Origin of the sequence: Kribbella polygonati (assembly GCF_050320105.1) — a bacterium.
Taxonomy (GTDB): Bacteria; Actinomycetota; Actinomycetes; order Propionibacteriales; family Kribbellaceae; genus Kribbella.
This window is the reverse complement of record NZ_CP190129.1, coordinates 342547-367845: the sequence shown is the minus strand read 5'-3', so window position 1 is coordinate 367845 and position 25299 is coordinate 342547. Positions and strand designations below refer to the sequence as shown.

Below are 25299 nucleotides of genomic sequence, written 5' to 3'. Positions count from 1 at the left end.
CCTGCGGCAGCGGGAGGCGACGAGAAGAAGGCGCTGACGCGCCGGGTGGTCCAGTGAGCCGATCCCACTCCGGACGAGCCTCGGCGCGGCTGAGCCCGGGCGGAGGGGTCCGCCCCACGGGTTGGGATGGTTAGACATCCACCGCTTGGCCGGTGGTGGCGGAGCGGCGGGCGGCGTCGACGATTTTGAGGGTGCGGAGGCCGACGGCGCCGTCGGGTTGGGGGACGACGGCCGGTGGGGTGCCGGGGGTGGCGGGGCCGGTGGTGCGGACGGCGTCGAGGAAGGTGTCCAGGAGGGACTCGTCCAGGTTGCCGCCGATCGGCAGGAAGACCTCGCCCGCGGGGTCGGTGCCGCCGACGTGCGCGACGAAGGGCTCGATCTCGACCGAGCCGTTGGTGCCGGTCACCTGCAGGGACACACCGCCCCAGGTCGCCCCGTTGTCCGGGACGCTCCACGAGCAGTCGATGGTTGCCAGCAGCCCGTTGTCGTAGTTGATCGTGACCAGCCCGCCGGTCTCGACCTCGACGTTCTTGTCCTGGTGCAGGATCCGGTTCGCCGCGGCGTACACCCGGGTCGCGGACGCGCCGCCGGTCAGCCCGTCGATCAGGTCCGCGCAGTGCACCGTGTGGTCGACGAGCGCTCCCCCGCCGGCCAGCTCCGCGTCGGTGAACCACTGGCGCGCGTCGTACGGGATCTTCCCGTTGTTCGTGCCCAGTACGGCGAACACGTCACCGAGCCGGCCCGCTTCGACGTTCGCCCGCAGCTGCAGGTACGACGGCGCGAACCGGACCGGGTACGCGATCATCAGGATCGTCCCGGCCGCCTCGCACGCGGCGAGCATCGCCTCGCCGTCGGCGACCTGGGTGGCCAGCGGCTTCTCGCACAGTACGTGCGCACCGACCGCGGCGGCCCGCTCCACCAGCTCCCGGTGACCCGCGTTCTCCGAGGTCACCACTACCGCGTCCGGCCCCCACGCGAACAGCTCGTCGTACGTGTCGACGTACGGAACGCCGAACAGCTTCGCCAGCTCCGCCCCGCGCGGACCGGCGTCCGGCGCCGCGGCACCGTCCGGGTCGGCGGCCAGCACCTCGACGTCAGGCATCGCCGCGAGCAGATGCGCGTACGACCCCGCATGCACGTGTGCGAACGACGCGATCGCAACCTTCAAGCTCATGCCACTGCTCCCGTCGAGACGAAGGTCTTCATGTCGATCGGCTGACCCGACTCCATCGACGCGCGCGCCGCCTCGGCCAGGTAGACCGCGGTCGCGCCGTCGCCGGCCAGCACCCGCGGCTCGGGCCCGCCGCGCAGGCCGATCGCCAGCTCACGCAGCTGCGTCAGGTACGGGCTCTCGCCCAGCGCCGACGGGATCAGCAGGTCGCCGCCGGCCGAGTCCGTCAGCTCGTCCTTGTACCCGGTGTCGGCGTCGGACTTGAACTTCAGCACGCCCTTCGCGCCCGCCACCTGGAAGCCGGTCTGGAACGTCGTACCGGTCGCCCCCCAGGTCGCACGGCAGTGGCTGATCGCGCCGTTCTCGTGCGTCAGCGTCACGTGCGCGGCGACGTTCACCGGGCTGATGCCGTCGACTGTCGGCGGGTTCTGTACGGCGTACACGGTCTTGACCTCGCCGCACAGCCAGCGCGCCTGGTCGAGGTCGTGCACCATCAGGTCCATGATCACGCCGCCCGACCGGGCCACTTCGCGGTACCAGCCCGCGCCGGCCGGCGACGACGCCTGCCGGTAGAACCGTGCGACCGCGACGTCACCGATCCGCCCGGCCTGGATCGCGTCGTACGCCGCCTTGTAGGCCGGGAAGTACCGCACGACGTGCGCCGGGTACAGCCGTACGCCGGCCGCCGCCGCGGCGTCGATCACCTCGTGCGAATCGGCCGCGGTGAGCGTCAGCGGCTTCTCGCAGATCACGTTCTTGCCCGCCTTGATCGCGGCCAGCGTGATCTCCTTGTGGGTCGCCGACGGCGTGACGATGTCGACGAACTCGGCCTCGGCCAGCACCGCCTCCAGCGACGGCACGACCTCCAGCCCGTACTGCTCCGCCAGCGCTTCGGCCCCCTCGAGCGAATACACCAGCACCCGTGCGCCGACGGCCTTCCAGGACGCGGCATGGACGTGCGAGATGTTGCCCGCGCCGATCAGACCAACGGTCAGACCGGCCAACTCTTCCGACATGTGATCCCCATAGGTGGGTGAATTAGTAATAGTCCTTGCGTATCACTGCGCAGAGACGTTCGCAACCACCGTCTCACGAACAAAACCACCGCACTATCGTGAACTCACAACGACCTGTGCAGAATGTCCCGGTGAAAGAAGCGACCGCCGCCCCGAGCGCTCCGGACCTGTCCCCCGAGACCGGTCCGCGGCCCGGTGCTGTGGTCCAGACCGATGGGACGACCTTCACGCTCTGGGCGCCGGCGGCCGAGCGGGTCGAGCTGGCGCTGATCGGGGACGACGGCAGTCAGCGGAACTTCGATCTGACGCACACGGGCGAGTTCTGGACCGGGTTCGTGCCCGGGGTCGGGGCGGGGCAGCGGTACGGGTACCGGGTGCATGGGCCGTTCGACCCGTCGCACGGGTTGCGGTTCGATCCGTCGAAGCTGGTGCTGGATCCGTACGCGCGGGCCGTCGACGGCGAGCTGGACTACGGCAGCCCGTTGATCTACGACTCGTCCGACGGCGACTCCGCCGGGCATGTGCCGGTCGGTGTGGTGGTCGCGGACTCGCCTCCCCCGCCGCCGATCAGCAGGCCGGTGCACTGGGGCGAGACCGTCATCTACGAGCTGCACACGAAGGGCTTCACGAAGCTGCACCCCGACGTACCTGAGCAGCAGCGCGGGACGTACGCCGGACTCGCGCACCCGTCGGTGATCAAGTATCTGACCGAGCTCGGGGTGACATCGGTGGAACTGTTGCCGATCCACCACTTCCTCACCGAGCCGGCGATCTCCGCGCGCGGCTTGCCGAACTACTGGGGCTACAACACGCTCGGCTTCTTCGCCCCGCACGCGCCGTACTCGTCGTCCGGGTCGCGCGGCGAGCAGGTGAACGAGTTCAAGGCGATGGTCGCCGCGTTCCACGCCGCGGGCATCGAGGTGATCCTCGACGTGGTCTACAACCACACGGCCGAGGGCGGTTTCGACGGGCCGACGCTGAGCTTCCGCGGCATCGACAACCGCGCGTACTACCGGCTCAGCCACGGCGCGGCGATGTACGACGTGACCGGCACCGGCAACTCGGTCGACACCTCGCACCCGCAGGTACGGCGACTCGTGATGGACTCGCTGCGCTACTGGGTCGAGGAGATGGGCGTCGACGGGTTCCGGTTCGACCTGGCCGTGACGCTGGTCCGCAACGAACGGCACGAGGTCGACATCCCGGACCACCCGTTTCTCGCCGAGGTCGCGGCCGACCCGGTGCTCGGCCGGGTGAAGCTGATCGCCGAGCCGTGGGACGTCGGCCCGTTCGGCTACCAGGTCGGCAACTTCGGTACGCCGTGGTCGGAGTGGAACGGCAAGTTCCGCGACAGCGTCCGCGACGTCTGGCGGAACACGTCCGACGGCGTGAAGGACCTCGCCTACCGGCTCTCCGGCTCCAGCGACCTGTACGGCGACGACGGCCGGTACCCGTACGCGTCGATCAACTTCGTCACCGCCCACGACGGGTTCACGCTCCGCGACCTGGTCAGCTACGACCACAAGCACAACGAGGCGAACCACGAGGACAACCGGGACGGCACCGACGACAACCGGTCCTGGAACTGCGGCGTCGAGGGCGAGACCGGCGACGCGGGCGTGATCGCGCTGCGCAAACAGCAGATGGCGAACCTGATGTCCACGCTGATCCTGTCGACCGGCGTACCGATGATCACCGCCGGCGACGAGTGCGGGCGGACGCAGGACGGCAACAACAACGCGTACTGCCAGGACAACGAGCTGTCGTGGTTCGACTGGTCGTTGCCGGCCACCTGGTCCGACCATCTCGAGCTGACGAAGCAGCTCATCCGGCTCCGGGCCGCGCACCCCGCGCTGCGGCAGTGGCACTACTTCTCCGGGCAGCCCGTCGTACCGGGCGGCCGGAAGGACCTGTCGTGGATCGCGCCGCACGGCGGCGAGATGACCGACGCGGACTGGTTCGACGGGAACCTGCGGACGATCGGGATGTTCCTGCGCGGCGACGCGCTGCGGGCGACCGACACGGAGGGCAACGCGCTCACCGACAGTTCGTTCCTGCTCGCGCTGAACGCGACGCCCGAGACCCGGAACGTCGTCGTACCGGATGCCTCCTGGGCACCGGCGTACGAGGTGGTGCTGGACACGAGCAAGAGCATGGTGACGGAGGTGGAAGCGGGCGCGACCGTGCCACTCGCACCGCGCTGTCTGGTGCTGCTGCGCGCGCTCTGAGAGGTCGTTAACCTTCCGCCTGTACATTCGACGGTCATCTGTTGTTCACCTCTGGGGGGACCGACGTTGACCACACCGATCGGGGCGCTGCACCGCGCCATCATGCGCTGGGGCGAGGCCGAGCGCACCAGTTCCCGGCTGGCCGTCCAGCGTTGGGTGGACGGCGTGGCGTACGTCGACGTCCAGGCGCGCACGTACGCCGATTACTGGACCCGCCAGAACACCAACGCCCTCACCGGCGACGGGCCGTTGTGGGTAGTACTGGGTGATTCGACCGCACAGGGTCTGGGAGCTTCCTCACCACTGCACGGGTACGTCGGACAGGTCCTGAACGCCCTACGCCGTAGGGGAACGCCCTGGCGGGTGCTGAACCTGTCACGGTCCGGTGCACAGACCAAGCACGTGCTGGAGGACCAGCTGCCGTTCCTGGACGGGCTGAACCCGGCACTCGTCACCTGCGGGATCGGCAACAACGACATCCTCGCCACGCCGCCGAAGCGCTTCCGGGACCACCTGCGCCAGGTGATCGACAGGCTGCCGTCCTCCTCGGTCGTGATGGATCTGACCGTTCCTGACCGGCTCTGGCGGATCGGGGGCGCTGTCAGCCCGTACGTGTCCGGCATCAACCAGCTGATCAGCAACACCGCCACATCCCGTGGACTGCCTGTTGCCGAGGTTTCCCGGTACGCACGGCCGCCGTGGCGCGGCATGCTCGCGCCGGACGCGTTCCACCCGAACAACCTCGGTTACCGGCGCCACGCCGACGCCCTGCTCGCCGCACTCCCGTCTGGCGTGCTCAGCTCGTAAGAAGCTCCTCCAGCCGGTCCAGCGCCTTCTTACTCTCCTGCCGGACACCGATCGGTACGATCCTCGCCCTGCCCGGGACACGGATCCCACCGGTGAGTGCGACGCGCGTACCACCGCCAGGCTCGGGTGCGGCCGCCATACCGATGATCAGCAAGCGGCTCTGCAACCAGCACCACCCGGGGCGGAGCTGACCGACCAACCGGGCACGTTGTCCCCTGGCGCCTCTCGCTCGTACGACGACGTGGTCGCCGTCGCGCTGCTCGATCGTCGCCGACACGAAGTCCGCCTGGATCTCCGCGAACACGTCGAGGTCGTTCAGCATCGCCTTCACCCGGTCGGATTCCTGAGGCAGTACGCGTTCAGTGACGGCGGCGCCCGGTACGCCGGCCGCGAGCGCGCGGAACCGCTCGACGTCGGTGAGCTCGATCTGGGGCCAGTTCATGATCTCCACGCCTTCCGGAAGCTCGCGCGTGCTCGGTGCAACCGCGACTTCGCCGTACCCGCCGGCAGGTCGAGCACCGCGGCCGCCGCCTGTTCGTCCATTCCTTCGAGGTCCCGCAGTACCAGGACCGCACGGTGCTCCGGTGAGAGCCGGCGCAGCACGTCCTGTACGTCGACCAGCAACTGCGGGTCGTCTCGGTCCGGCAGCTCCGCCAGCTCGGCCGGCTGCTGGCGTTGACCGCGGCGCGCGACCCGGACCGCCTCACGGACCGCGATCGCGCGCGCCCAGCCGTACAGCGCGACCGGGTCCTGCAGGCCGTGCAGCCCGCGGAAGATCGCGATCAGCGCCTCCTGCGCGGCGTCCGGCCCGTCGTTCAGCGCGATCGGCGCACAGATCTTCCCCACGTACGGCGTCAGCGCGTCGAGGACGTCGTTCATCGCGACGGTGTCGCCGCGTTGGGCCGCGCGGATCCGCTGCGGGTCGATCATCCGAGGAAGGCCGCCATCAGCGGAGTTACCTGGTCCGGGCAGTCGACGGTCAGGGCGTGGCCGCAGTTCGCGAGCACGTGGACGGTTGCGTTCGGCAACAGTTTGGCGAAGTGGCCGGCCTGGGCGACCGGTAGGACGGTGTCGTGGTCGCCCCACACCACGAGGGTCGGCTGCCGCGTGGACGGGAGCGCCTTCTCGGTGACGCTCCAGTCGAGGTCGCGCTCGAGTGCGTACATGGATCGCACGTTGTCACGATACGTTCCGGGGATCCACATCGCGTCGACCAGTTGCGGTGTCACCCGGTTCTTGTGGACGAACAGGCCGCGGTCGGCGGACTCGACCATGCTGCGGTTGGCCGCGAGCTTGCCGAGGACCTCACCGACGAGCGGGAGCTTGAGGATCTCCCAGCTCGCGACATCGGGTTCGTCCAGACCCGACGGCGCGAGCAGGAGCAGCTTGCTGACCTGCTCGGGATGCCGCTGCGCGTAGGCGAGGGCCCAGCCGCCGCTCCAGGAGTTGCCACCGAGTACGACGTTCTGCAGGTGCAGCGCGTTGAGGAACTGCTCGAGGGCGTCGGTCATCCCGTTGAGATCAAAGGCGAAGCCCTTGTCGTCCAGCCGGGTCTCCCCCTGGCCTGGCAGGTCGACGGCGTACACGGTGTGGTTCTTCGCGAGTACAGCCATCTCCTGATACCAAGCGAGCGCAGGAGACGCTCCCGGCGCCAGCAGCACCACAGGCGATCCTGTCCCCTGCTGTAGGTAGTGGACCCGCGCCAATGGCGTCTCCACATACCTCCCTGCCTCAGCCGGGTGAGGCCGCTCGCCGGGCTGGTAAACGTAGGCAACCAACGCCAACACCGTCACCACAGCAATTGGGCCCGCGACAACGGCCGCCTTCACCCATCGGATTCGAAGCATCCTCACATCAGCCACACACAGCGCAATACAAGCCGGCGTATAGAGCAGCACGTTCAACCAGTAGAACGCAGTACTGCTGTAGCTGAAGGCCCAGGCGACACCTAGTGCCGCACGGAAGGCCAGGCCTGCGGCGAGGCCGGTGACGACCAGCCTGGCGACCGGGGACCGGTCGGACCTGAGCACCGCGAAGGCCAGCAGCAGGTGCAGTGCTGCGAGAGGCAACACCACCTGCGGAGCGAACGAGACTTGTATGCCGAGCACGGCTCGGGAGAGTGAACGCTCGTCGGACGCGGGCCAGGTCGCACCCGTCGCCCAGTAGATGTGTAGCGCCGCCAGCACGGTATGCACGCCCGCGACGATCCTTCGAGAACGCATCCCGAACCCTCCTCACGTTGTGGATGACAACTCGGAAGAGGAGTGGTTCGGCGCAGACGTTCCCCTGGGTGACCTAGATCTCAGCCTCGGGGTCCGCCGGGGCGTCGGCGAGCAGCAGGTAGAGCGAGCGGCGGGCGTCGGCCAGGATCTTGGCGGCCGCCGTACGCTGCTCCTCCGAGCCGCTGCGGGCGACCTGCCGGGTCGCCGAGTGCAGTTCCTCGAGCAGGCCTCGCAGGTCCGCCCCGGGTGCGGCGCTCGCGAACGCGGCGAACGGGTCGGCGGTGCGACTCTCGACGTACTCGCGTCCGGCGTCGGTGAGCGTGACGAGCTTGCGGCCGGCTTCCGCGGTCACGGTGACCAGGCCCTCGTCCTCCAGTTGGTTGATGGTCGGGTAGATCGCGCCGGGGCTGGGGGTCCAGCGCCCGTCGCTGCGGTCGGCGATGGCCTGCATCAGCTGGTAGCCGTGCATCGGCTCCTCGGCGAGCAGCATCAGGACGGCCGTACGGACATCACCGCGCGGAGCCCGGCCGCGGCCACGACCCGGGCCACCTCCGGGCCCGCGGCCTCCACGGCCACGGTGCATCGGCATGCCTTCTCCCATCCGCGGTCCACCGCGACGGGGGTGACGGTGGCCGCGTCCGCGACCACGCAGTTCGTTGGGGGTGTTCATCATTTCCTCCTCGTTATTCTTCATGACACTAACGATATATCGTTACCGTCATCAACACAACCCCCGCGCCGAAACTCGGTTGCCGCCGGCGCCGCAGGTCCCGACCGTGGGGAGATGAGCACGTTCGAGGAACTGATGAGCGAAGTGATGTCGACCGCCGAACGGTTCGGTCACCGCGAGCACGTCCGGCTGACCTGGCTCGCCGTACGGCGCTGCGGAACGAGCGACGCGGTCGGGCTGATCAGCGACGGCATCCGGCGGACCGCGCGGTACGCCGGGGTGCCGCAGAAGTACAACGCGACCGTGAGCAGGGCGTGGGTCGAGTTGACGGCGTACCACATGGGTGAGGTGCCGGATGAGAGTTTCGAGGAGCTGGTCGGGCGGAATCCGGGGTTGCTGGACAAGCGGCTGCTGACGCATTTCTACAGTTCGCGCGCGCTGGCGTCGGCGGATGCGCGCACCGGATGGGTGGAACCCGACGTACGGCCGTTCCCCAAGTTCAAGGATGGGTGAAGTTCAGCCGCCGAGGGGGTGCGGATACCGGTGCAGACCTGATACCTTCACGCGTCACCCGGCCCAACTGGGAGTGCCGGGGGCTTCAGAAGGGAAGCAGTTGTGAGGCTGTTCAACACCAAGAAGAAGAAGCTCGTCGCCGCGTCGATCGCGGCGGTCGGTGTCATCGGGGCGGGTGCGATCGCCGCGAACGCCGCGGGCGGAACCGGGTGCGCGACTCTCACCTACCCGCTCTGCGCACGCTCGGTCGCGTCGGTGCAGATCGTGGACAACTCGGTGGCCGAGGTCGACCTCGCCCCCGCCGTCAAGGACAAGCTCAACAAGGTCGGCGGTGCGGCCGGCCCGGCCGGACCCGAGGGTCCCGCGGGTCCCGAGGGCGCAGCCGGTGCAGCCGGCAAGGACGGTGTCTCGGGCCTCTCGGTGGACGGCCCGCAGAAGACGGTGCCGAAGGGCTACAGCACCGTGACGCTCACCTGCGCCGACGGCAAGAAGGCGATCGGCGGCGGCCTCAAGTGGGACACCGGCAGCACCACGGCCGCCGACGTGTTCCTGAACGGCTCCTACCCGAGCGACATCACCGAGGCCAACGGCGTCTCGACGGCCGCCTCCTGGACGGTCGCGCTGACGAACAACGACCCGAAGGGCACGATCACGGTCCAGCCGTTCGTCACCTGCGTGACGGCCAACTGAGCCTGCTCGTCGCGAACCCCCGGCCGCTTCGGCCGGGGGTTTACTCTGCCCCAGGGGCAGGGGGTTTGATGGGCCCGTGCTGACGATCAGTGAGTTCGGGCGCCGCGCAGGCCTTTCGTTGAAGGCCTTGCGGCTGTACGACGTGTCCGGCCTGCTCGCACCTGCCGAAGTGGATCCGGCCAACGGCTACCGGCGCTACGACGAGGCGCAGCTCGAGCGGGCGCGCCGGATCAGCGTGCTGCGGCAGCTGGACATGCCGCTGACCACGATCGCCGAGGTACTCGCCGGCTCCGACGAGGCCGCGATGATCCGGCTCGACCGCTGGTGGGCCGCCGAGGAGGCGACCACTGCCGCGCGGCGGGCGACCTTCCAGTACCTGCGCGACCGCCTCGCCCGCTCCGGTACGCCGGGACTCGCCCCACGCCCGGTTAACACCCGCGACGTACCGGCGACCAAGATCGCCAGCATCCGCGCCGACACCGACCAGCAGCAGCTGATCGGGGTGATCGTCACGTGCACCGACGAGATCCTCACGTACCTGCGAGCCGCCGGGGCGGACGCGACCGTCGGGTCGTGGGTGATCTACCACGGCGCGGTCACGCCCGAGGGCGAGGCGACGGTCGAGGTGTGCGTCCCGTTCGACGGGCTGGTCGACCCGGCCGGGCGGATCGGGATCCGGGTCGAGCCCGCGCACCGCGAGGCGTACTGCACGATCACGATGGACGAGTGCGCGTACCCGCGGATCATGCTCGCGTACGACCTCGTCTACGACCACGTCCGCGCGCACGGCCTCCCCGAGTCCGGTCCGCCGCGCGAGGTGTACCTCCCCGACTGCCACCTGCTCCCCCGCGACCAGCCGGCCGTCGATATCGCACTCCCTGTACTCGAAAGGACTCTCTGATGGACTACGCGATCCAGAGCCGGTTCAGCGACCCCGGCGTACACGCAGGGCTGTTCGACGCGCTGCCGGACGACATTCCCGGGATCGCCGCGGTCGTGCGGAACCTGGTGATCCACTACCGCGGCGGTGGCATCGAGTTCACCGGCGAACGGCTCGCGGAGATCGACAGCCGTTGGGTGTCGGCGATCCTCGACGTCGACCAGAAGCGCAACGGTACGCCGCTGACGGTGCCGCGGGAGCCGGTCGACAAGGTGGTCGGGTGCTGCCGGGACCACACGCTGCTGTTCGTGTCGGTCCTGCGGCACAAGGGGATCCCGGCGCGTAGCCGGGTCGGGTTCGGGGGCTACTTCACCGAAGGGTTCAACAACGACCACGTGGTCGCGGAGTACTGGAACGGCGAGCGGTGGGTGATGGTCGACACCGAGCTGGAGCCGGGCAGCCACCCCTTCGACCCGGCTGACATGCCGGCCGGTCCGTTCACGTCGGCCGCCGAGGTGTGGCTGGGCTACCGGGCCGGGGAGCTCAACGGGGATCTGTACGGCGCCGATCCCAACCCGGAGGCGCCGTTGAAGTTGCACGGCGGGTGGTTCATCCGGACGTACGTGCACTATCAGCTGGCGCATCTGAACGGCGACGAGCTGCTGCTGTGGGACAACTGGGGCAGCATGTCGGACACGCTCGACGGCGCGGACGTCGACGGGACGGACCGGATCGCTCGGCTGATGGTTGCCGCTGACAACGGTGACGAGGCAGCCGCGAAGGAGGCCGGCGAGCTCTACCGGACCGATCCGGGACTCACGTTCACGGGTCGTGCGTTCGTCACGTCGCCGGCGTCGGGCGGAGCGTTCAGCTGGCAGGACCTCAGCCGCTGAAGCCGGTCCGGAGCCGGTCGAAGAGCAGTTCCACGCGGGCCCGGTGGTCGTCGACGACCTCGTCCGGCGACTCCCCCGCCAACTGCCGCCGGGCCGTCTCGACCAGAACTGTCGTATAACCGCTCACATAGAACGCCGCGAGCAGTTCCGCATCAGGAGCGGTCAGTTCTTCGGTGAGGGTTTGCTGGAGGTCGTCGGCGATCTCGCGGGCGCGGGCGATCAGCGCGGGGGACGCCGCGACCGTCGCGAAGAACGGGACCGAGCCGTCCTTCAGGCCGGACAGGGCGTGCCGCTCGTCGACCAGGCGGAGCGTCGCGGCGCGCAGGGACGCCAGTACGTCGCCGTTCGCGCGGACCGCCGTACGCAGCAGCTCGGCCGCGTCGTCGGCGCGGTCGAGCAGCAGGTCCTCCTTGCGCGGGAAGTGCTTGAAGACGGTCACGCTCGACACCTCCGCCGCGCGCGCGACCTCGGCGACCGTGACCGCCTCGAACCCGCGCTCCAGGAACAGCTGGGTGGCGATCTGCGAGATCCGCGCACGGGTCTGCGGTCCGCCGCGGGCTGCGGTTCTGGGCATCTGCGACCTCACTCTCTTGTGTCACTAAGTTTAGTCACTTAACCTAGTGGCATGTCCTCAGCTCAGACAACTGTCATAGCAGCCGGCCCGCGTTCGCTGCGGGAGGCATGGGTGGCGTTGGCGGGACTGTCCGCGGTGTTCCTGTTCGAGATGCTCGACAACTCGATCCTGAACGTCGCGCTGCCCACCATCGGCCGCGAACTGCACGCGTCGACGACCGCGCTGCAGTGGGTCACCGGTGCGTACGCGGTGGTGTTCGGCGGGCTGATGCTCGGGTTCGGGGCGGTCGCGGACCGGTTCGGGCGGCGCCGGGTGATGCTCGCCGGGCTGGTCCTGCTCGCGGTCGCCAGCCTCGCGACCGCGTTCGTCGGCACGGTCGGGCAACTGATCGCCGTACGGGTCGCGATGGGGGTCGCGGCCGCGATGACCACGCCGGGGTCGATGGCGCTGAGCTTCCGGCTGTTCGCGGACGACGGCCTGCGGGTGCGGGCGACGACGCTGATCTCGACGGTCGGCCTGGTCGGGCTCGCGGTCGGCCCGACGGCCGGCGGGTTCGTCCTCGCGGTCGCGCCGTGGCAGGTGCTGCTGCTCGTCAACGTACCGATCGCGGTGCTGGCGATCATCGGCGTACGGCGTGGTATCGCGGCCGATCAACCGGCCGAGCTGCACCGCGATCCGGTGGACGTGGCCGGCGCGGTGCTCGGTACGGCGACGATCGTACTGGCGTTGGTCGCACCGACGATGTTCGTCGACGCGGGCGCCGGGTCGTGGGTCCCGTGGGCGTTCACCGGGGCGGCTGTTGCCGGAGGCATCTTGTTCTTCCGCCGCGAGCGGACGGCGGCGTACCCGCTGCTGGATCCGCGGCTGCTCGCGCATCCGCTGGTCTCGAGCGGACTGGCCTTCAAGGCCGCGGCCGGCCTGGCGACGGCCGGGCTCGGGTACCTCGTGACGCTGCAGCTCCAGCTCGACTGGGGCTGGACGCCCGCGCTCGCGGCGATCGGCCTGCTCCCCCAGGTCGTCGTACTGGTCGCCGGCGGTGCCCTGATCCGCCCGTTCGTCGAACGGGTCGGCCTGTCCCGGGCCGCCTGGATCAGCGCCACGTCCGTCGTCGCCGGCCTCGCCGTGTACGGCGCCCTGAGCCGCTACGGCTACCTGTGGGTCGCGATCGCGCTCGTCCTGGTCGCGGCCGGAATGCGCGTCGTCGGCGTGGTCGCCGGCGTCAACGTCCTCCGCGGCCTCCCACCCAACCGCACCACCATCGGCGCCGCCCTCACCGACACCGCCACCGAAGTAACCTCCGCCACCGGCATCGCCCTCACCGGCACCATCCTCGCCACCCTCTTCACCGGCCCCATCACCACCCCGACCTGGACCCCGAACCAAACGGCCCAGTTCCACACCGCCACCACCACCGCCTCCCTCACCCTGACCACCTTGGCCGCCGCACTAGTTGCCTACGGAATCGTCAGAAGCAGGTCGGGAAACGCGAACGCCCCCGCCTGGTGAGGCAGGCGGGGGCGTGGTTTGGGGCGGGTCAGAATTCTGAGCCGGCGGGGAGGTCGGGGGTGGTGGGGTCGTCGGGGTCGGACGGGCCGGCGGCGAGGCCGAGTTCGGCGACGGAGGCGAGGCCCTGGTGGTTCGGGACGACGCGGACGGTGTAGCCGAACGGGCCGGTGCGGTCGAGTTTCAGTTCGCCCTCGTACCGGTGCCGGTTGCCCTCGTACGTCTCGGCCAGCGACAGCGTCGTCCGGACCGGGTCCTTGATCTCGTCGTTCGCGTCGACCCGGCCGTGCAGCACCTCGACGCAGATGTCGGCCGGCTGCAGGTCGCCGAGCGCGGCGAACGCTCGGAGGCCGACCGTGGTGCCGAGCTGCGGTACGTCGCCGAGGCCCTGCAGCTCCACGTGGTCGACCCGGATCTGCGGCCACGCCGCCCGGACCTTCTGCTTCCACGCGGCCAGCTCACGGGCACCCTCGTACGTCGAGTTCAGCGCCCGCGACGACTGCGCCGCCGGCACGTACAGCTGCTCGACGTAGTCCTTGACCATCCGGGTGGCGAGCACCTTCGGGCCGAGCTCCTTGATCGTGTGCCGGAGCATCTCGATCCAGCGGCCCGGGACCTCACCGTCGTAGAACCGCGGCGCGACCTGCTTCTCGATGATGTCGTACAGCGCGTGCGCCTCGAGGTCGTCGCGGCGCTCGGTGTCCTCGATCCCCTCCGCGGACGGGATCGCCCAGCCGAACTCGTCGTCGTACCACTCGTCCCACCAGCCGTCGCGGATCGAGAGGTTCAGCGCACCGTTCAGCGCCGCCTTCATCCCCGACGTACCGCAGGCCTCGTACGGACGCAGCGGGTTGTTCAGCCAGACATCGCAGCCCGGGTACATCGGCTGCGCGAGCGCGATGTCGTAGTCCGGCACGAACACGATCCGGTGCCGCACCTCCGGGTCGTCGGCGAACCGCACCATCTCCTGGATGAGCTTCTTGCCGCCCTCGTCGTGCGGGTGCGCCTTGCCGGCGATCACGATCTGCACCGGCCGCTCCGGGTGCAGCAGCAGCGACTTCAGCCGGGCCGGGTCGCGCAGCATCAGCGTCAGCCGCTTGTACGACGGAACCCGCCGGGCGAAGCCCATCGTCAGCACGTCCGGGTCCAGGATCGAGTCGACCCAGCCGAGCTCGGCCTCGCTGGCGCCGCGGTTGATCCAGGACTGCCGCACCCGCGACCGGGTGTCGTCGATGAACCGCTGCCGGAGCAGCCGCTTGGTCTCCCAGATCTGCGCGTCCGTGGTCTTGTCCAGACCCTCGAACACCGAGTCGCCGTCGGCGGTGTAGTTCGCGTACGTCAGGTCGTGCACCTCGCGCGCCACCCAGGTCGGCGCGTGCACGCCGTTGGTGATCGAGGTGATCGGTACGTCGACCGGGTCGAAGCTCGGCCACAGCCCGGCGAACATCCCGCGGCTGACGACACCGTGCAGCTTCGAGACGCCGTTCGCGCGCTGCGCCAGCCGCAGGCCCATGATCGCCATGTTGAACAGCGCCGGGTCGCCGCCCTCGAAGTCCTCGGCGCCGAGCTCGAGGATCCGCTCGATCGGGACCTCCGGGCCGAACACGTCGGCGGAGAAGTGCTGCTGGATCAGCTCGACCGGGAACCGGTCGATACCGGCCGGGACCGGCGTGTGCGTGGTGAAGACCGTGCCGCCGCGGTTGACCTCGAGCGCGGTGTCGAAGTCGAGCCCCTTCTCGGTCGCCAGCTCGCGGATCCGCTCGACACCGAGGAAACCGGCGTGACCTTCGTTGGTGTGGAACACCTCGGGCGCGGCGTGACCGGTGATCCGGCAGTACGTGCGGACCGCGCGGACACCGCCGACGCCGAGCAGCAGCTCCTGGAGCAGCCGGTGCTCGGTGGAACCGCCGTACAGCCGGTCGGTCACCTCGCGCTCGGACGGCTCGTTCTCCTCGATGTCGGAGTCGAGCATCAGCAGCGGGACGCGGCCGACCTGGGCGACCCAGATCTGCGCGTGCAGCTCGCGGTTGCCGGGCAGCGCCAGCGTGATCTGCGCCGGGGCGTCACCATCCCGGAGCAGGCTGATCGGCAGCCCGTCCGGGTCCACCAGGGGGTAACGCTCCTGCTGCCAGCCCTCACGGTTGAGCGACTGCGCGAAGTAGCCGTGCCGGTACAGCAGCCCGACACCGATCAGCGGTACGCCGAGGTCGCTGGCCGCCTTCAGGTGGTCACCGGCGAGGATGCCGAGACCGCCGGAGTACTGCGGCAGCACGTGGGTGATGCCGAACTCCGGCGAGAAGTAGGCGACCGCGTCGAGCGGCGAACCGCCCGCGGTCTGGAACCACCCGTCGTCGGTCACGTAGCCGTCGAGGTCGGCGACAGCCAGTTCCAGCCGGCGCAGGAAGGCGTGGTCGTTGGCCAGCTCGTCGAGCCGGGCCGCCGGGACCTCGCCGAGCAGCTTGACCGGGTCACCGCCGGTGCTCCGCCACAGCTGCGGGTCGACAGCCTCGAAGACGTCCTGCGTCTCCGGGTGCCAGGCCCAGCGGAGGTTGTTCACCAGGGTGCCCAGGCCGGTCAGCGGCTCGGGCAGGACAGGGCGGACGGAGAATCGTCGTATCGCTCGCACCGGGACACCGTACCGGGCGACGGTGCGCAAAACACCCTCGGGATGCATCGATCTTGCAACGCGAGCAAGATTTTGCAGCTGTGCATGTCACGCGCGGGGCGTGGATACCGATACGGTCAGTGTTACAGCTACTACTTCGGAAAGCGAAGGTCCGCTACGCCATGACTGGGCGCATCCCGATCACCGATGTCACCCCGACCGTCGACGCCGGAGCGTATCCGGCCAAGGCAGTGGTCGGCGAGACGTTCACGATCGCGGCCACCGTGTTCCGCGAGGGACACGACGCGGTGAACGCGAACGTCGTACTGACCTCGCCGTCGGGACAGACCAGACGGATGCTGATGACCCCGGGCGCGCCCGGCACCGACCGGTGGACGGTCGACGTGACGCTGCAGGAGCAGGGCGCGTGGACGTTCGCGGTCGAGGGCTGGAGCGACCCGTACGGGACCTGGCGGCACAACGCCGAGATCAAGGTGCCGGCCGGGCTCGACGTCGACCTGATGTTCATGGAGGGCGCCGCGTTCTTCGACCGCGCGGCGGCCGGCGTACCACCCGCCGTACGGGCGGACCGGTCGACGCTGGGCGATGCCGCGCACGCGCTGGCGAACGGCGCGCTGCCGCCGGAGGCGCGACTCGCCGCGGGGATCTCGCCACAGGTACGGGCGGCCCTCGGGCGGTACCCGGTGCGCGAGCTCATCACCTCGTCGGAGACGTACCCGGTGTGGGTCGACCGGACCCGCGCGCTGTACGGCAGCTGGTACGAGTTCTTCCCGCGCTCCGAGGGTGCGGAGTACGACGAAGAGACCGAGACGTGGAAGTCCGGGACCTTCCGGACCGCGGCCCGGCGGCTCGAGGCGGTCGCGAAGATGGGCTTCGACATCCTCTACGTGCCGCCGATCCACCCGGTCGGGCACTCGTTCCGCAAGGGCCCGAACAACACCCTCGACCCGAAGCCGGGCGACCCGGGTTCGCCGTGGGCGATCGGCTCCGAGGACGGCGGCCACGACGCGATCCACCCGGAGCTGGGGACCTTCGAGGACTTCGAGTACTTCGTCGGCCGCGCCCGCGAGGTCGGCCTCGAGGTCGCGATCGACCTGGCGCTGCAGGCCTCGCCGGACCACCCGTGGGTCAAGGAGCACCCGAAGTGGTTCTCGGTCCGCGCCGACGGCTCGATCGCGTACGCCGAGAACCCGCCGAAGAAGTACCAGGACATCTACCCGATCAACTTCGACAACGACCCGGAAGGGATCTACGCCGAAGTACTGCGGATCGTGAAGCTGTGGATCTCCAAGGGCGTCACGGTGTTCCGGGTCGACAACCCGCACACCAAGCCGGTGAACTTCTGGGAGTACCTGCTCGGCGAGATCCGCAAGACCGACCCGGACGTGGTGTTCCTGTCCGAGGCGTTCACCCGGCGGCCGATGATGCAGGAGCTCGCGAAGGTCGGTTTCCACCAGTCGTACACGTACTTCACCTGGCGCAACGAGAAGTGGGAGCTGGAGGAGTATCTGGCGGAGCTGACCCAGGAGACGGGTCACTTCCTGCGGCCGAACTTCTTCGTGAACACACCGGACATCCTGACTGCTTATCTGCAGTACGGCGGACCGGGCGCGTTCAAGATCCGCGCCGCGATCGCGTCCACGGCGTCACCGGCCTGGGGCGTGTACGCCGGGTACGAACTGTTCGAGCACGTCGCACTGCGGCCCGGGTCGGAGGAGTACCTCGACACCGAGAAGTTCCAGCTCCGCCCGCGAGACTGGGAGGCGGCGGAACGCGAAGGCCGCACGTTGGCGCCGTACCTGACGCTGCTGAACAACATCCGCCGCCGCCACCCGTCGCTCCAGCAGCTCCGCAACCTCACGCTGCACTCGGTCGAGGACGAGGGCATCATGTGCTACTCGAAACGCTCGACCGCCCCCGACGGCCACAGCGACACGGTCATCGTCGTCGTCAACACCGACCCGCACGCCGTCCGCGAGTCGATGGTCCACCTCGACATGGCCGCCCTCGGCATGCGCCCCGAGGACACCTTCACCGTCTACGACGAAATCAGCGGCTCCACCTGGCGCTGGGGCCAACAGAACTACGTAAAACTCGACCCCAACACCAACCCCGCCCACATCCTCGCCGTCCGCCGCGGCCAGGCCTGACAGGAACTGCGCGCGCCAGGGGAAGAGCTGACAGGAACCGTCTGCACGAAGCGGGTCGAACAACCCACGTGGTGCGACGCACGGCTCCTGCCTCGCAGCGCTACGCGCCCCTCCCACCCCCCGGCTTACGCCCGGAACACAGCTTCCGGCTGGCACCAGGAGTTGTCGGCTGCCGCCGGTAACTGGCTAGCTACCGCTCGCACATGAGTGTCAAGCCAACGCCCTTCACCAGAAAACTACGCCGCCGGCGCCAGCCGGAAGAGGCTTCCGGGTACCAGCCCGGGGGCGGGTGTGAGCGGCGGGTAGCACCGCGTGGGGTCGGATCAGTTGTTCAGAGCGGAACGGTTTCCGGGTACTTCAGGCCGGCGCCGGTGTTGAGGGCTATCACCTGTTCGCCGGGGTGGATCCAGCCGGCATCGCTGAGTTCGCGGATCGCGGCGAAGTTGGCGGCGCCTTCGGGGCAGATGAACATGCCTTCCAGGCGGGCGACGCGGTGTTGTTCGGCCAGGATGTCCTTGTCGTCCACGGCGACGGCGCAGCCGCCGGTTTCGGCGATTGCCTGCAGGACGAGGAAGTCGCCGAGTGCCTTGGGGACGGTGATGCCGAACGCGACGGTGCGGGCGTCCGGCCAGGGCTCGCTCTCGGGCAGGCCCTGCTCCCAGGCGCGCACGATCGGCGCGCACCCGGTGGACTGGACGGCGACCAGGCGTGGGAGGGGGCCGTTGATCCAGCCGAGGTCGCGGAGTTCGTTGAGGGCCTTCCAGATGCCGATGATGCCGACGCCGCCGCCGGTCGGGTAGACGATCACGTCGGGCAGCTGCCAGTCGAGCTGTTCGGCGATCTCCAGGCCCATCGTCTTCTTGCCCTCGATGCGGTACGGCTCCTTCAGCGTCGACGCGTCGAAGTACCCGGACTGCTCCCGCACATAAGCCGCCGCGTCGCCGATCAGCCCGTCGATCAGCTGCAGCCGCGCACCGACGACGGTCACCTCGCGCCGGCAGATCTCCGGCGCCGCGACCGGCATCGCGATCAGTGCCTCCATCCCGGCCCGTGCCGCGTACGCCGCCCACGCGGACCCGGCGTTGCCGTTCGTCGGCATCGCGATCTTCCGTACGCCGACCTCGTACGCGCGCGACACCCCGACGGCGGCGCCCCGGGCCTTGAACGTACCGGTCGGGATCAGCCCCTCGTCCTTCATCAGCAGCCGCTCCACCCCGAGCTCCGCGCCATACCGCGGCAGCGGCAGCAGCGGCGTCATCCCCTCCCCCAGCGTGATCACGTTCTCCGGCGACCGCACCGGCAGCAGCTCGTGGTACCGCCACAGATCCGGCGCCCGCCCGGCCAGATCCGCCTTCTTCAGATCGGGTACGCCGTACCGCGCGAGCAGCGGCGATCCGCACGGGCACAGCCCGATGATCTGGTCGGCGTCATGGGTCGCCCCGCACCGCGGGCATTCGAGATGGCTGAGCGCAGAAAACGAAGCAGAGAAGGTCACGCCAGGCGACGTTACCCCGCGCGCAGATCGCTGATCAGCGGGCGTTGGTGATCGGTGAGCCGGAACCCGATCCCGCGGACGGCGTCGATGGTCACGGTCGTACCGAGGTCGTCGAGTTTGCGGCGCAGGCGTTTCACCACCGAGTGCACGTCGGCGGTGCCGCGGACGTCGCGGCCGGGCCAGACGCTCTGGTGCAGGGCGTCGTACGACCAGACCCGCAGCGGCGCCGACATCAGCCGGCCGAGCAGCTCCTGCTCGAGGTCGGTGAGCTGGATCTCGCGGGTACCCCACCGGGCGACCGAGCGGGCCGGGTCGACCGTCAGCTGGTCGTCCTCCCCCGGCGCCGGCGCGGCGCCCGCGTCCGGAGCCGGTACGGCGGGCGGCGGCGGTTGGGCGGGCGCGAGCAGCCGACGGAGTTCGTCGAGGCTGGAGACCAGCAGCAGCGGCGCGACGTCGTCGACGAGCTCGGCCAGCCGGACGCGCTGGTCCGGCGACGCGGCGACCGCGATCAGCAGCGGGAAGGTCTCTGGCAGATCGTCCGTTGGGGCGGGTTCACGGGCGGTGACCATCTGATCACGATGACAATCGCCGCCTTCGATCGTCAACGAAACTGACGACGTTTGCTCAGTTTGCTCACAGTTGCCTCGATCGGCGCGACAGCTAGTCACAAGTTGCTCACCAAGTGTGCTTGTTACCACGTTGTTCTGACACATAAGGTCCACGTCAGGCTCGCGGTGTCACATGCCGCGCTGCTGCAGCAGATGGCTCGGGGGAGTCGACTCGGGGTCGTACAAGTGAGGGGCTGCAGAGATGTCACATCAACGGAAGGGGCTCGCCAGATCACTGGTGAGCACCCTGGCGGCGCTGGCCGTCGTCGCGACCGGGATGGCCGCCGCCGGCCAGGCCCAGGCGTCGCCACCGACCAAACCGGAAGCCACGCCATCGCCCGCCGCCAAGATCAAGCCGGAACTCAAAAACCTGCTGGAGGGCCAGGACGCCAAGTCGGCGTCCGACTACTGGGTCCGGTTCGGAGCCAAGGCCGACCTGACCGCCGCCAGCAAGATCAGCAACTGGAACGAGCGCGGTACGGCGGTCGCCGCCGCGCTGAAGAAGGCCGCCGCGGACAGCCAGGCGAAGATCCGCGCCGACCTGGACGCGCAACACGTGAAGTACCAGGCCTTCTGGGGTACGAACGCGATCCGGATCGAGAACGGTTCGCTCGCGCTCGCCCAGGACCTGGCCACCCACTCCGAGGTCGAGGGCCTGTACGCACCGGTCCAGATCGAGGTACCGAAGGTCACGCCGGGCACGCAGGAGAAGGCGGTCCAGTCGGTCGAGTGGGGCGTCGCGAACATCAAGGCGAACCAGGTCTGGTCGCAGTACGGCGACAAGGGTGAGGGCATCGTCGTCGCCAGCATCGACACCGGGGTGCAGTACGACCACCCGGCGCTGGTGCACCAGTACCGCGGCAACAACGGCGACGGCACCTTCAACCACAACTACAACTGGTTCGACGCGGCCGGCACCTCGCCGAACGCACCGTCCGACGGCAACGGCCACGGCACCCACACGATGGGCACCATGGTCGGCGACGACGGCGCGGGCAACCAGATCGGTGTCGCGCCGGGCGTGAAGTGGATCGCCGCGAACGGCTGCTGCCCGAGCGACGCCGCGCTGATCTCGTCGGGCCAGTGGATGCTGGAGCCGACCGACCTCCAGGGCCAGAACCCGGACGCGAGCAAGCGCCCGAACGTCATCAACAACTCCTGGGGCTCCACGCTGCCGTCGAACGACCCGTTCATGGAGGACATCACCCTGGCCTGGACCGCGTCCGGGATCTTCGGTGCGTTCGCCAACGGCAACAGCGGATCGGCCTGTCAGAGCAGCGGTTCGCCAGGAAGCCTGACGAGCAACTACTCGGCCGGCGCCTACGACATCAACAACAACATCGCGTCGTTCTCCGGCCGCGGTGCGGGGCAGAACGGCACCATCAAGCCGAACATCTCGGCGCCGGGGGTGAACGTCCGCTCCAGCCTGCCGGGCAACACGTACGGCGCGTTCAACGGTACGTCGATGGCGACACCACACCTGACGGCCACCGTGGCGTTGCTGTGGTCCGCGTCGCCGGCCCTCAAGGGTGACGTGGCCGCGACCCGCGCGCTGCTGAACCAGACCGCGATCGACACGCCGGACAGCCAGTGCGGCGGCACCGACGCGAACAACAACGTCTTCGGCCAGGGCCGCCTGGACGCGCTGGCGCTGGTGAGCGCCGCGCCGATCGGCGACACCGGCACGCTGTCCGGTACCGTCACCGCCGCCACCGGTGGTGCCGCGCTGGCCGGTGCGAGCGTGACGATCAAGGCCGACGGCCAGGCCGACAAGACGCTGACCACCAGCAGCAACGGCACGTTCTCGTCCGTGCTGCCGGCCGGCGACTACAACCTGACGGTCTCGTCCTTCGGTTACAAGACCGCCACCGCGACCGCGACCATCACGACCGGTCAGACCACCACCAAGGACTTCGCGCTGGAGAGCACTCCGCAGGTGAGTGTCGGCGGTACCGTCACGGACGGCTCCGGCCACGGCTGGCCGCTGTACGCGAAGGTCTCGGTCGAGGGTCCGGGCGGCGTGTTCGACTACACCACCCCGAGCAACGGCCGGTACAGCCTCAAGGTCCCGTCGGGTGCGGCCTACTCGCTGAAGATCGAGTCGAAGTACCCGGGGTACGCCACGGTCAGCCAGCCGATCACGGTCGGCAGCGGCAACCTGACGCAGAACATCTCGGTCCCGGCCGACTCCACCTCGTGCACCACCGCGCCCGGTTACAAGTGGGGCTCGGACGGCGTGTACGAGACCTTCGACGGCACCTCCGCGCCGAACGGCTGGACGGTCGTCGACGGCAAGGGCAACGGCCAGGTCTGGAAGTTCGACAACCCGGGCAACCGGGGCAACACCTCCGGCGGCAGCGGCAACTTCGCGATCGCCGACTCCGACAAGTACGGCAGCGGCGGGCAGCAGGACACCTCGCTGGTCAGCCCGGTCGTGGACCTGACCTCGGTCGCCGCTCCGGTGATCCGGTTCAACCAGGACTTCAAGCGGCTGGGTGACAAGGCCGACGTGGACCTGTCGCTGGACGGCGGTGCCACCTGGACCACCGTGCTGGCGCAGACCGCGAACGCCACCGGCCAGAAGGAGATCGCGATCCCGCAGGCGGCCGGACAGGCATCAGTGCAGGTCCGGTTCCACTACTACGAGGCGAAGTACGCGTGGTGGTGGGAGGTCGACAACGTCCTGATCGGCAGCCAGGTCACCTGTGTGCCGACCGGCGGCGGCATCGTCGTCGGCAACGTCAAGGACGCCAACACGAACGGTTACGTGAACGGCGCGGTCGTCAGCCACGACGGCACCACCGAGAGCGCCACCACCGCGGCGACGCCCGAGGACACCGGTCTGAACGACGGCTTCTACTGGCTGTACACGGCGGCCGACGGCAACCAGGGCTTCACCGCCAAGGCCGGCAACTACGTCAGCTCGACCGCCACCGTCGGGGTCGAGGCGGACTGGGCCACCACCGCCGACTACACGCTGAAGGCCGGCCGGCTGGCCGTCACGCCGGGCAGCATCACCGGCAGCCTGAGGCTGCCGACCGGCAAGGTGACCAAGTCGTTCAAGGTCACCAACACCGGCGGCGCGCCGGTGGACGTGAAGTTCGGCGAGAAGAACAGCGGCTTCGTGCTGGAGAACGCGAACGGCACCAAGACCTCCAAGGCCGAGGTGGAGAACGGGGTCGGCGCCCCGCTGCAGCGGCTCGCGGTGGACACGTCGTTCGCCCGGATGCTGTCCGGCAAGACCGGCACGCCGACGGCGGCCGCGAAGCCGATGGCGGCTCCGTGGGCCGACATCGCCGACTACCCGGCGACGGTGATGGACAACCGGGTGGTCAACCTCGACGGCAAGATCTACTCGATTGCCGGTGGCAACGGTAGCGCGTCGACGGCGAACAGCTACGTGTACGACCCGGCGTCGCTCGCCTGGACCGCGATCGCCCCGCTGCCGGGCGCTCGCAACGCGATCACCGTCGGCGTCGTCGGCGGCAAGATCGTCGCCAGCTCCGGCTGGGGATCCTCCGGTCCGGCCGCAGACACCTGGTCGTACGACCCGGCTGCCAACGCCTGGACCGCGGTCGCGGCCAACCCGGCTCCCCGGGCCGCCGCCGGCCAGGCCGTGCTCGACGGCAAGCTGTACGCCGTCGGCGGCTGCACCACCGCGAACTGCACCCCGATGAGCAACACCGTGGTGCGGTACGACGCCGACGCCAACAGCTGGCAGACGCTGGCGAACTACCCGAAGTCGGTCGCGTTCGCGTCCTGCGGCGCCATCGACGGCAAGCTGTACTGCGCCGGCGGCAACGACGGCACGAACTCGCTCAAGTCGGCCTACGTCTACGATCCGGGAGCGGACTCCTGGACCGCGATCGCGGACGCCCCGGCCGACCACTGGGCGGCGTCGTACGCCGTCGCCGGCGGGAAGCTGCTGATCGTCGGCGGCGTCCAGGCCGGTGCGGTCACCAACGCCGGGTTCGCCTATGACCCGTCGGCCGAGACCTGGTCGGCACTGCCGAACGCGAACCTGCCGCGGTACCGCGGTGGCGCGGCGTGCGGCTTCTACAAGGTCGGCGGCTCGTCCGGCGGCTTCACGGCGACCGTGGACAGTGAGGCCCTGCCGGGTCTCGAGGACTGTGCGGAGTCGTCGGCGGACGTGAGCTGGCTGTCGCTCGACCAGACCGAGGCCACGCTGGCCCCGGGACAGTCGACGACCGTCAAGGTCACGCTCTCCGCGAGCGTCGACCAGCCCGGCGCCTACACGGGTGCCGTGACGATCGGTGAGAACACCCCCTACACGGTCGCTCCGGTCGGCGTGACGATGAACGTCACTCCGCCCACCACCTGGAGCAAGCTGATGGGCACGGTCACGGGCGTCAGCTCGGCCGGCGCGTCCGCCCCGCTCGCGGGTGCGATCGTCGAGGTGGACTCGTGGGCGCAGTCCTACACGTTCATCACCGACACCAACGGCCAGTACGCGTACTGGCTGGACCGTCGCAACAACCCGCTCACGCTGATCGCCGCGAAGGACGGTTACAAGCCCCAGACCCGCACCACCAAGCTGGTCAGCGGGATCCCCGTCGTCGAAGACTTCGCCCTGAAGTCGATCAAGTAGGCAGGTAGCCCGAAGCTCGGCCCCCGCGACCACTTGGTCGCGGGGGCCGAGCCTTGTACTGCGGAACTTTTCCTGCGGCTGGTGCCGGAAAAGTTCCGCAAAGATCAGGCGGGCAAGAGGTGGAAGCCGACGCCGCGGACGGCGTGGATGGTGACGGCCGCGCCGAGGTTGGTGAGTTTCTGGCGCAAACGTTTGACGACCGAGTGGATGTGCGAGCCGTGGCCGAGGTGCTCGTTGCCCCAGACCTCGTGGTGCAGGCGCTCGTACGTCCACACCTGCCCGGGTTCCGCGACCAGGCAGTGCAGGAAGTCGTGCTCGAGCCGGGTCAGCGGCTGCTCGCGGTCCTTCCAGCGGACCACGCGACGTTCGACATCCAGCCGCAGTTCGGCGATCGGCTCCGGGACCGCCTTGATCTGTGGGGGTTCGTGCGCGGTGACGATCCGCGGCGCCGTACCCGCCAGTTCGAAGAACGCGCGTGCCTGGTCGGCGTTCGACACCAGCAGCAGCGCGTCGGCCCCACCCAGCAGGCGGGCCAGGTGCACCCGTTCGGCGGTGGACGCGGCCACCCCGACGATCAGCGACGTCTCGGACGGCCTGTCTTCCGGCCCAGCAGCGATCGGCAGCACAGCAAGCCCCTCCCCAGT

Annotated in this window: 20 protein-coding genes; 9 read left to right on the top strand and 11 right to left on the bottom strand. The window is 69.4% G+C overall.

Features of this window, described 5'->3' with window-relative positions:
• Positions 1 to 130 precede the first annotated feature (130 nt).
• Positions 131 to 1174 carry a Gfo/Idh/MocA family protein gene (locus ACQHIV_RS01625; RefSeq protein ID WP_427890942.1) on the bottom strand — a complete coding sequence of 348 codons (1044 nt, stop codon included), beginning with the start codon at positions 1172 to 1174 and terminating at the stop codon, positions 131 to 133.
• Positions 1171 to 2187: a Gfo/Idh/MocA family protein gene (locus tag ACQHIV_RS01620; protein WP_427890941.1), complete on the bottom strand. Its 1017-nt coding sequence runs from the start codon at positions 2185 to 2187 to the stop codon at positions 1171 to 1173. Before ACQHIV_RS01620 ends, ACQHIV_RS01625 begins: the two co-directional genes overlap by 4 nt.
• Positions 2188 to 2354: 167 nt before the next feature.
• On the opposite strand from ACQHIV_RS01620, the gene glgX reads away from it, so the two are divergent.
• Positions 2355 to 4415 carry a glycogen debranching protein GlgX gene (glgX, locus tag ACQHIV_RS01615; RefSeq protein ID WP_427896388.1) on the top strand — a complete coding sequence of 687 codons (2061 nt, stop codon included), beginning with the start codon at positions 2355 to 2357 and terminating at the stop codon, positions 4413 to 4415.
• Positions 4416 to 4481: 66 nt separating this feature from the next.
• On the top strand, positions 4482 to 5222 hold the full coding sequence (locus ACQHIV_RS01610; protein ID WP_427890940.1) for an SGNH/GDSL hydrolase family protein: 741 nt from the start codon (positions 4482 to 4484) through the stop codon (positions 5220 to 5222).
• Here the strand turns inward: ACQHIV_RS01610 and ACQHIV_RS01605 are convergent.
• The 4 genes from ACQHIV_RS01605 to ACQHIV_RS01590 all read right to left on the bottom strand — a co-directional run bounded on the left by ACQHIV_RS01605 (position 5212) and on the right by ACQHIV_RS01590 (position 7934).
• Positions 5212 to 5664 carry a hypothetical protein gene (locus ACQHIV_RS01605; RefSeq protein WP_427890938.1) on the bottom strand — a complete coding sequence of 151 codons (453 nt, stop codon included), beginning with the start codon at positions 5662 to 5664 and terminating at the stop codon, positions 5212 to 5214. The genes ACQHIV_RS01610 and ACQHIV_RS01605 overlap by 11 nt on opposite strands.
• The gene (locus ACQHIV_RS01600; RefSeq protein ID WP_427890937.1) at positions 5661 to 6152 is read right to left on the bottom strand and encodes an RNA polymerase sigma factor; all 492 of its coding nucleotides are present in this window, start codon (positions 6150 to 6152) and stop codon (positions 5661 to 5663) included. The genes ACQHIV_RS01605 and ACQHIV_RS01600 overlap by 4 nt, the downstream gene beginning before the upstream one ends.
• Positions 6149 to 7444: an alpha/beta fold hydrolase gene (locus ACQHIV_RS01595; protein WP_427890936.1), complete on the bottom strand. Its 1296-nt coding sequence runs from the start codon at positions 7442 to 7444 to the stop codon at positions 6149 to 6151. The genes ACQHIV_RS01600 and ACQHIV_RS01595 overlap by 4 nt, the downstream gene beginning before the upstream one ends.
• 73 nt (positions 7445 to 7517) lie before the next feature.
• Positions 7518 to 7934, bottom strand: coding sequence for a PadR family transcriptional regulator (locus tag ACQHIV_RS01590; RefSeq protein WP_427890934.1), 417 nt, complete (start codon positions 7932 to 7934; stop codon positions 7518 to 7520).
• A gap of 294 nt (positions 7935 to 8228) precedes the next feature.
• On the opposite strand from ACQHIV_RS01590, the gene ACQHIV_RS01585 reads away from it, so the two are divergent.
• The 4 genes from ACQHIV_RS01585 to ACQHIV_RS01570 all read left to right on the top strand — a co-directional run bounded on the left by ACQHIV_RS01585 (position 8229) and on the right by ACQHIV_RS01570 (position 11090).
• Complete coding sequence (locus ACQHIV_RS01585; protein ID WP_427890933.1) at positions 8229 to 8627, top strand: hypothetical protein; 399 nt, start codon at positions 8229 to 8231, stop codon at positions 8625 to 8627.
• 102 nt (positions 8628 to 8729) lie between these two features.
• Positions 8730 to 9317, top strand: a complete 588-nt coding sequence (locus ACQHIV_RS01580; protein WP_427889181.1) for a hypothetical protein — start codon at positions 8730 to 8732, stop codon at positions 9315 to 9317.
• Between the two features lie 76 nt (positions 9318 to 9393).
• Positions 9394 to 10218: a MerR family transcriptional regulator gene (locus ACQHIV_RS01575; protein ID WP_427890931.1), complete on the top strand. Its 825-nt coding sequence runs from the start codon at positions 9394 to 9396 to the stop codon at positions 10216 to 10218.
• A complete protein-coding gene (locus ACQHIV_RS01570; RefSeq protein ID WP_427890929.1) occupies positions 10218 to 11090 on the top strand; it encodes a transglutaminase-like domain-containing protein in 873 nt (290 codons plus the stop codon). The genes ACQHIV_RS01575 and ACQHIV_RS01570 overlap by 1 nt, the downstream gene beginning before the upstream one ends.
• Here ACQHIV_RS01570 and ACQHIV_RS01565 read toward each other — a convergent pair.
• The gene (locus ACQHIV_RS01565; protein WP_427890927.1) at positions 11080 to 11664 is read right to left on the bottom strand and encodes a TetR/AcrR family transcriptional regulator; all 585 of its coding nucleotides are present in this window, start codon (positions 11662 to 11664) and stop codon (positions 11080 to 11082) included. The genes ACQHIV_RS01570 and ACQHIV_RS01565 overlap by 11 nt on opposite strands.
• 51 nt (positions 11665 to 11715) lie before the next feature.
• Here ACQHIV_RS01565 and ACQHIV_RS01560 point away from each other — a divergent pair, with 51 nt between their 5' ends.
• Positions 11716 to 13170, top strand: a complete 1455-nt coding sequence (locus tag ACQHIV_RS01560; RefSeq protein WP_427890925.1) for an MFS transporter — start codon at positions 11716 to 11718, stop codon at positions 13168 to 13170.
• Between the two features lie 28 nt (positions 13171 to 13198).
• Here ACQHIV_RS01560 and glgP read toward each other — a convergent pair whose 3' ends face one another.
• Complete coding sequence (glgP, locus tag ACQHIV_RS01555; protein WP_427890923.1) at positions 13199 to 15793, bottom strand: alpha-glucan family phosphorylase; 2595 nt, start codon at positions 15791 to 15793, stop codon at positions 13199 to 13201.
• A gap of 161 nt (positions 15794 to 15954) precedes the next feature.
• Between glgP and ACQHIV_RS01550 the strand changes: the two genes are divergently transcribed.
• A complete protein-coding gene (locus tag ACQHIV_RS01550; protein WP_427890921.1) occupies positions 15955 to 17943 on the top strand; it encodes an alpha-1,4-glucan--maltose-1-phosphate maltosyltransferase in 1989 nt (662 codons plus the stop codon).
• A 331-nt stretch (positions 17944 to 18274) separates the two neighbouring features.
• Here the strand turns inward: ACQHIV_RS01550 and ACQHIV_RS01545 are convergent, their stop codons facing one another.
• Both ACQHIV_RS01545 and ACQHIV_RS01540 read right to left on the bottom strand, forming a co-directional pair.
• Positions 18275 to 19438: a threonine synthase gene (locus ACQHIV_RS01545; protein ID WP_427890919.1), complete on the bottom strand. Its 1164-nt coding sequence runs from the start codon at positions 19436 to 19438 to the stop codon at positions 18275 to 18277.
• Between the two features lie 11 nt (positions 19439 to 19449).
• Positions 19450 to 20007 (bottom strand): winged helix-turn-helix domain-containing protein, encoded by a 558-nt coding sequence (locus ACQHIV_RS01540; protein ID WP_427890917.1) that lies wholly within the window; start codon positions 20005 to 20007, stop codon positions 19450 to 19452.
• A gap of 241 nt (positions 20008 to 20248) precedes the next feature.
• Between ACQHIV_RS01540 and ACQHIV_RS01535 the strand changes: the two genes are divergently transcribed.
• Complete coding sequence (locus tag ACQHIV_RS01535) at positions 20249 to 24655, top strand: S8 family serine peptidase (RefSeq protein WP_427890916.1); 4407 nt, start codon at positions 20249 to 20251, stop codon at positions 24653 to 24655.
• 104 nt (positions 24656 to 24759) lie between these two features.
• Here ACQHIV_RS01535 and ACQHIV_RS01530 read toward each other — a convergent pair whose 3' ends face one another.
• Positions 24760 to 25281: a winged helix-turn-helix domain-containing protein gene (locus ACQHIV_RS01530; RefSeq protein WP_427890914.1), complete on the bottom strand. Its 522-nt coding sequence runs from the start codon at positions 25279 to 25281 to the stop codon at positions 24760 to 24762.
• Positions 25282 to 25299: the final 18 nt, after the last annotated feature.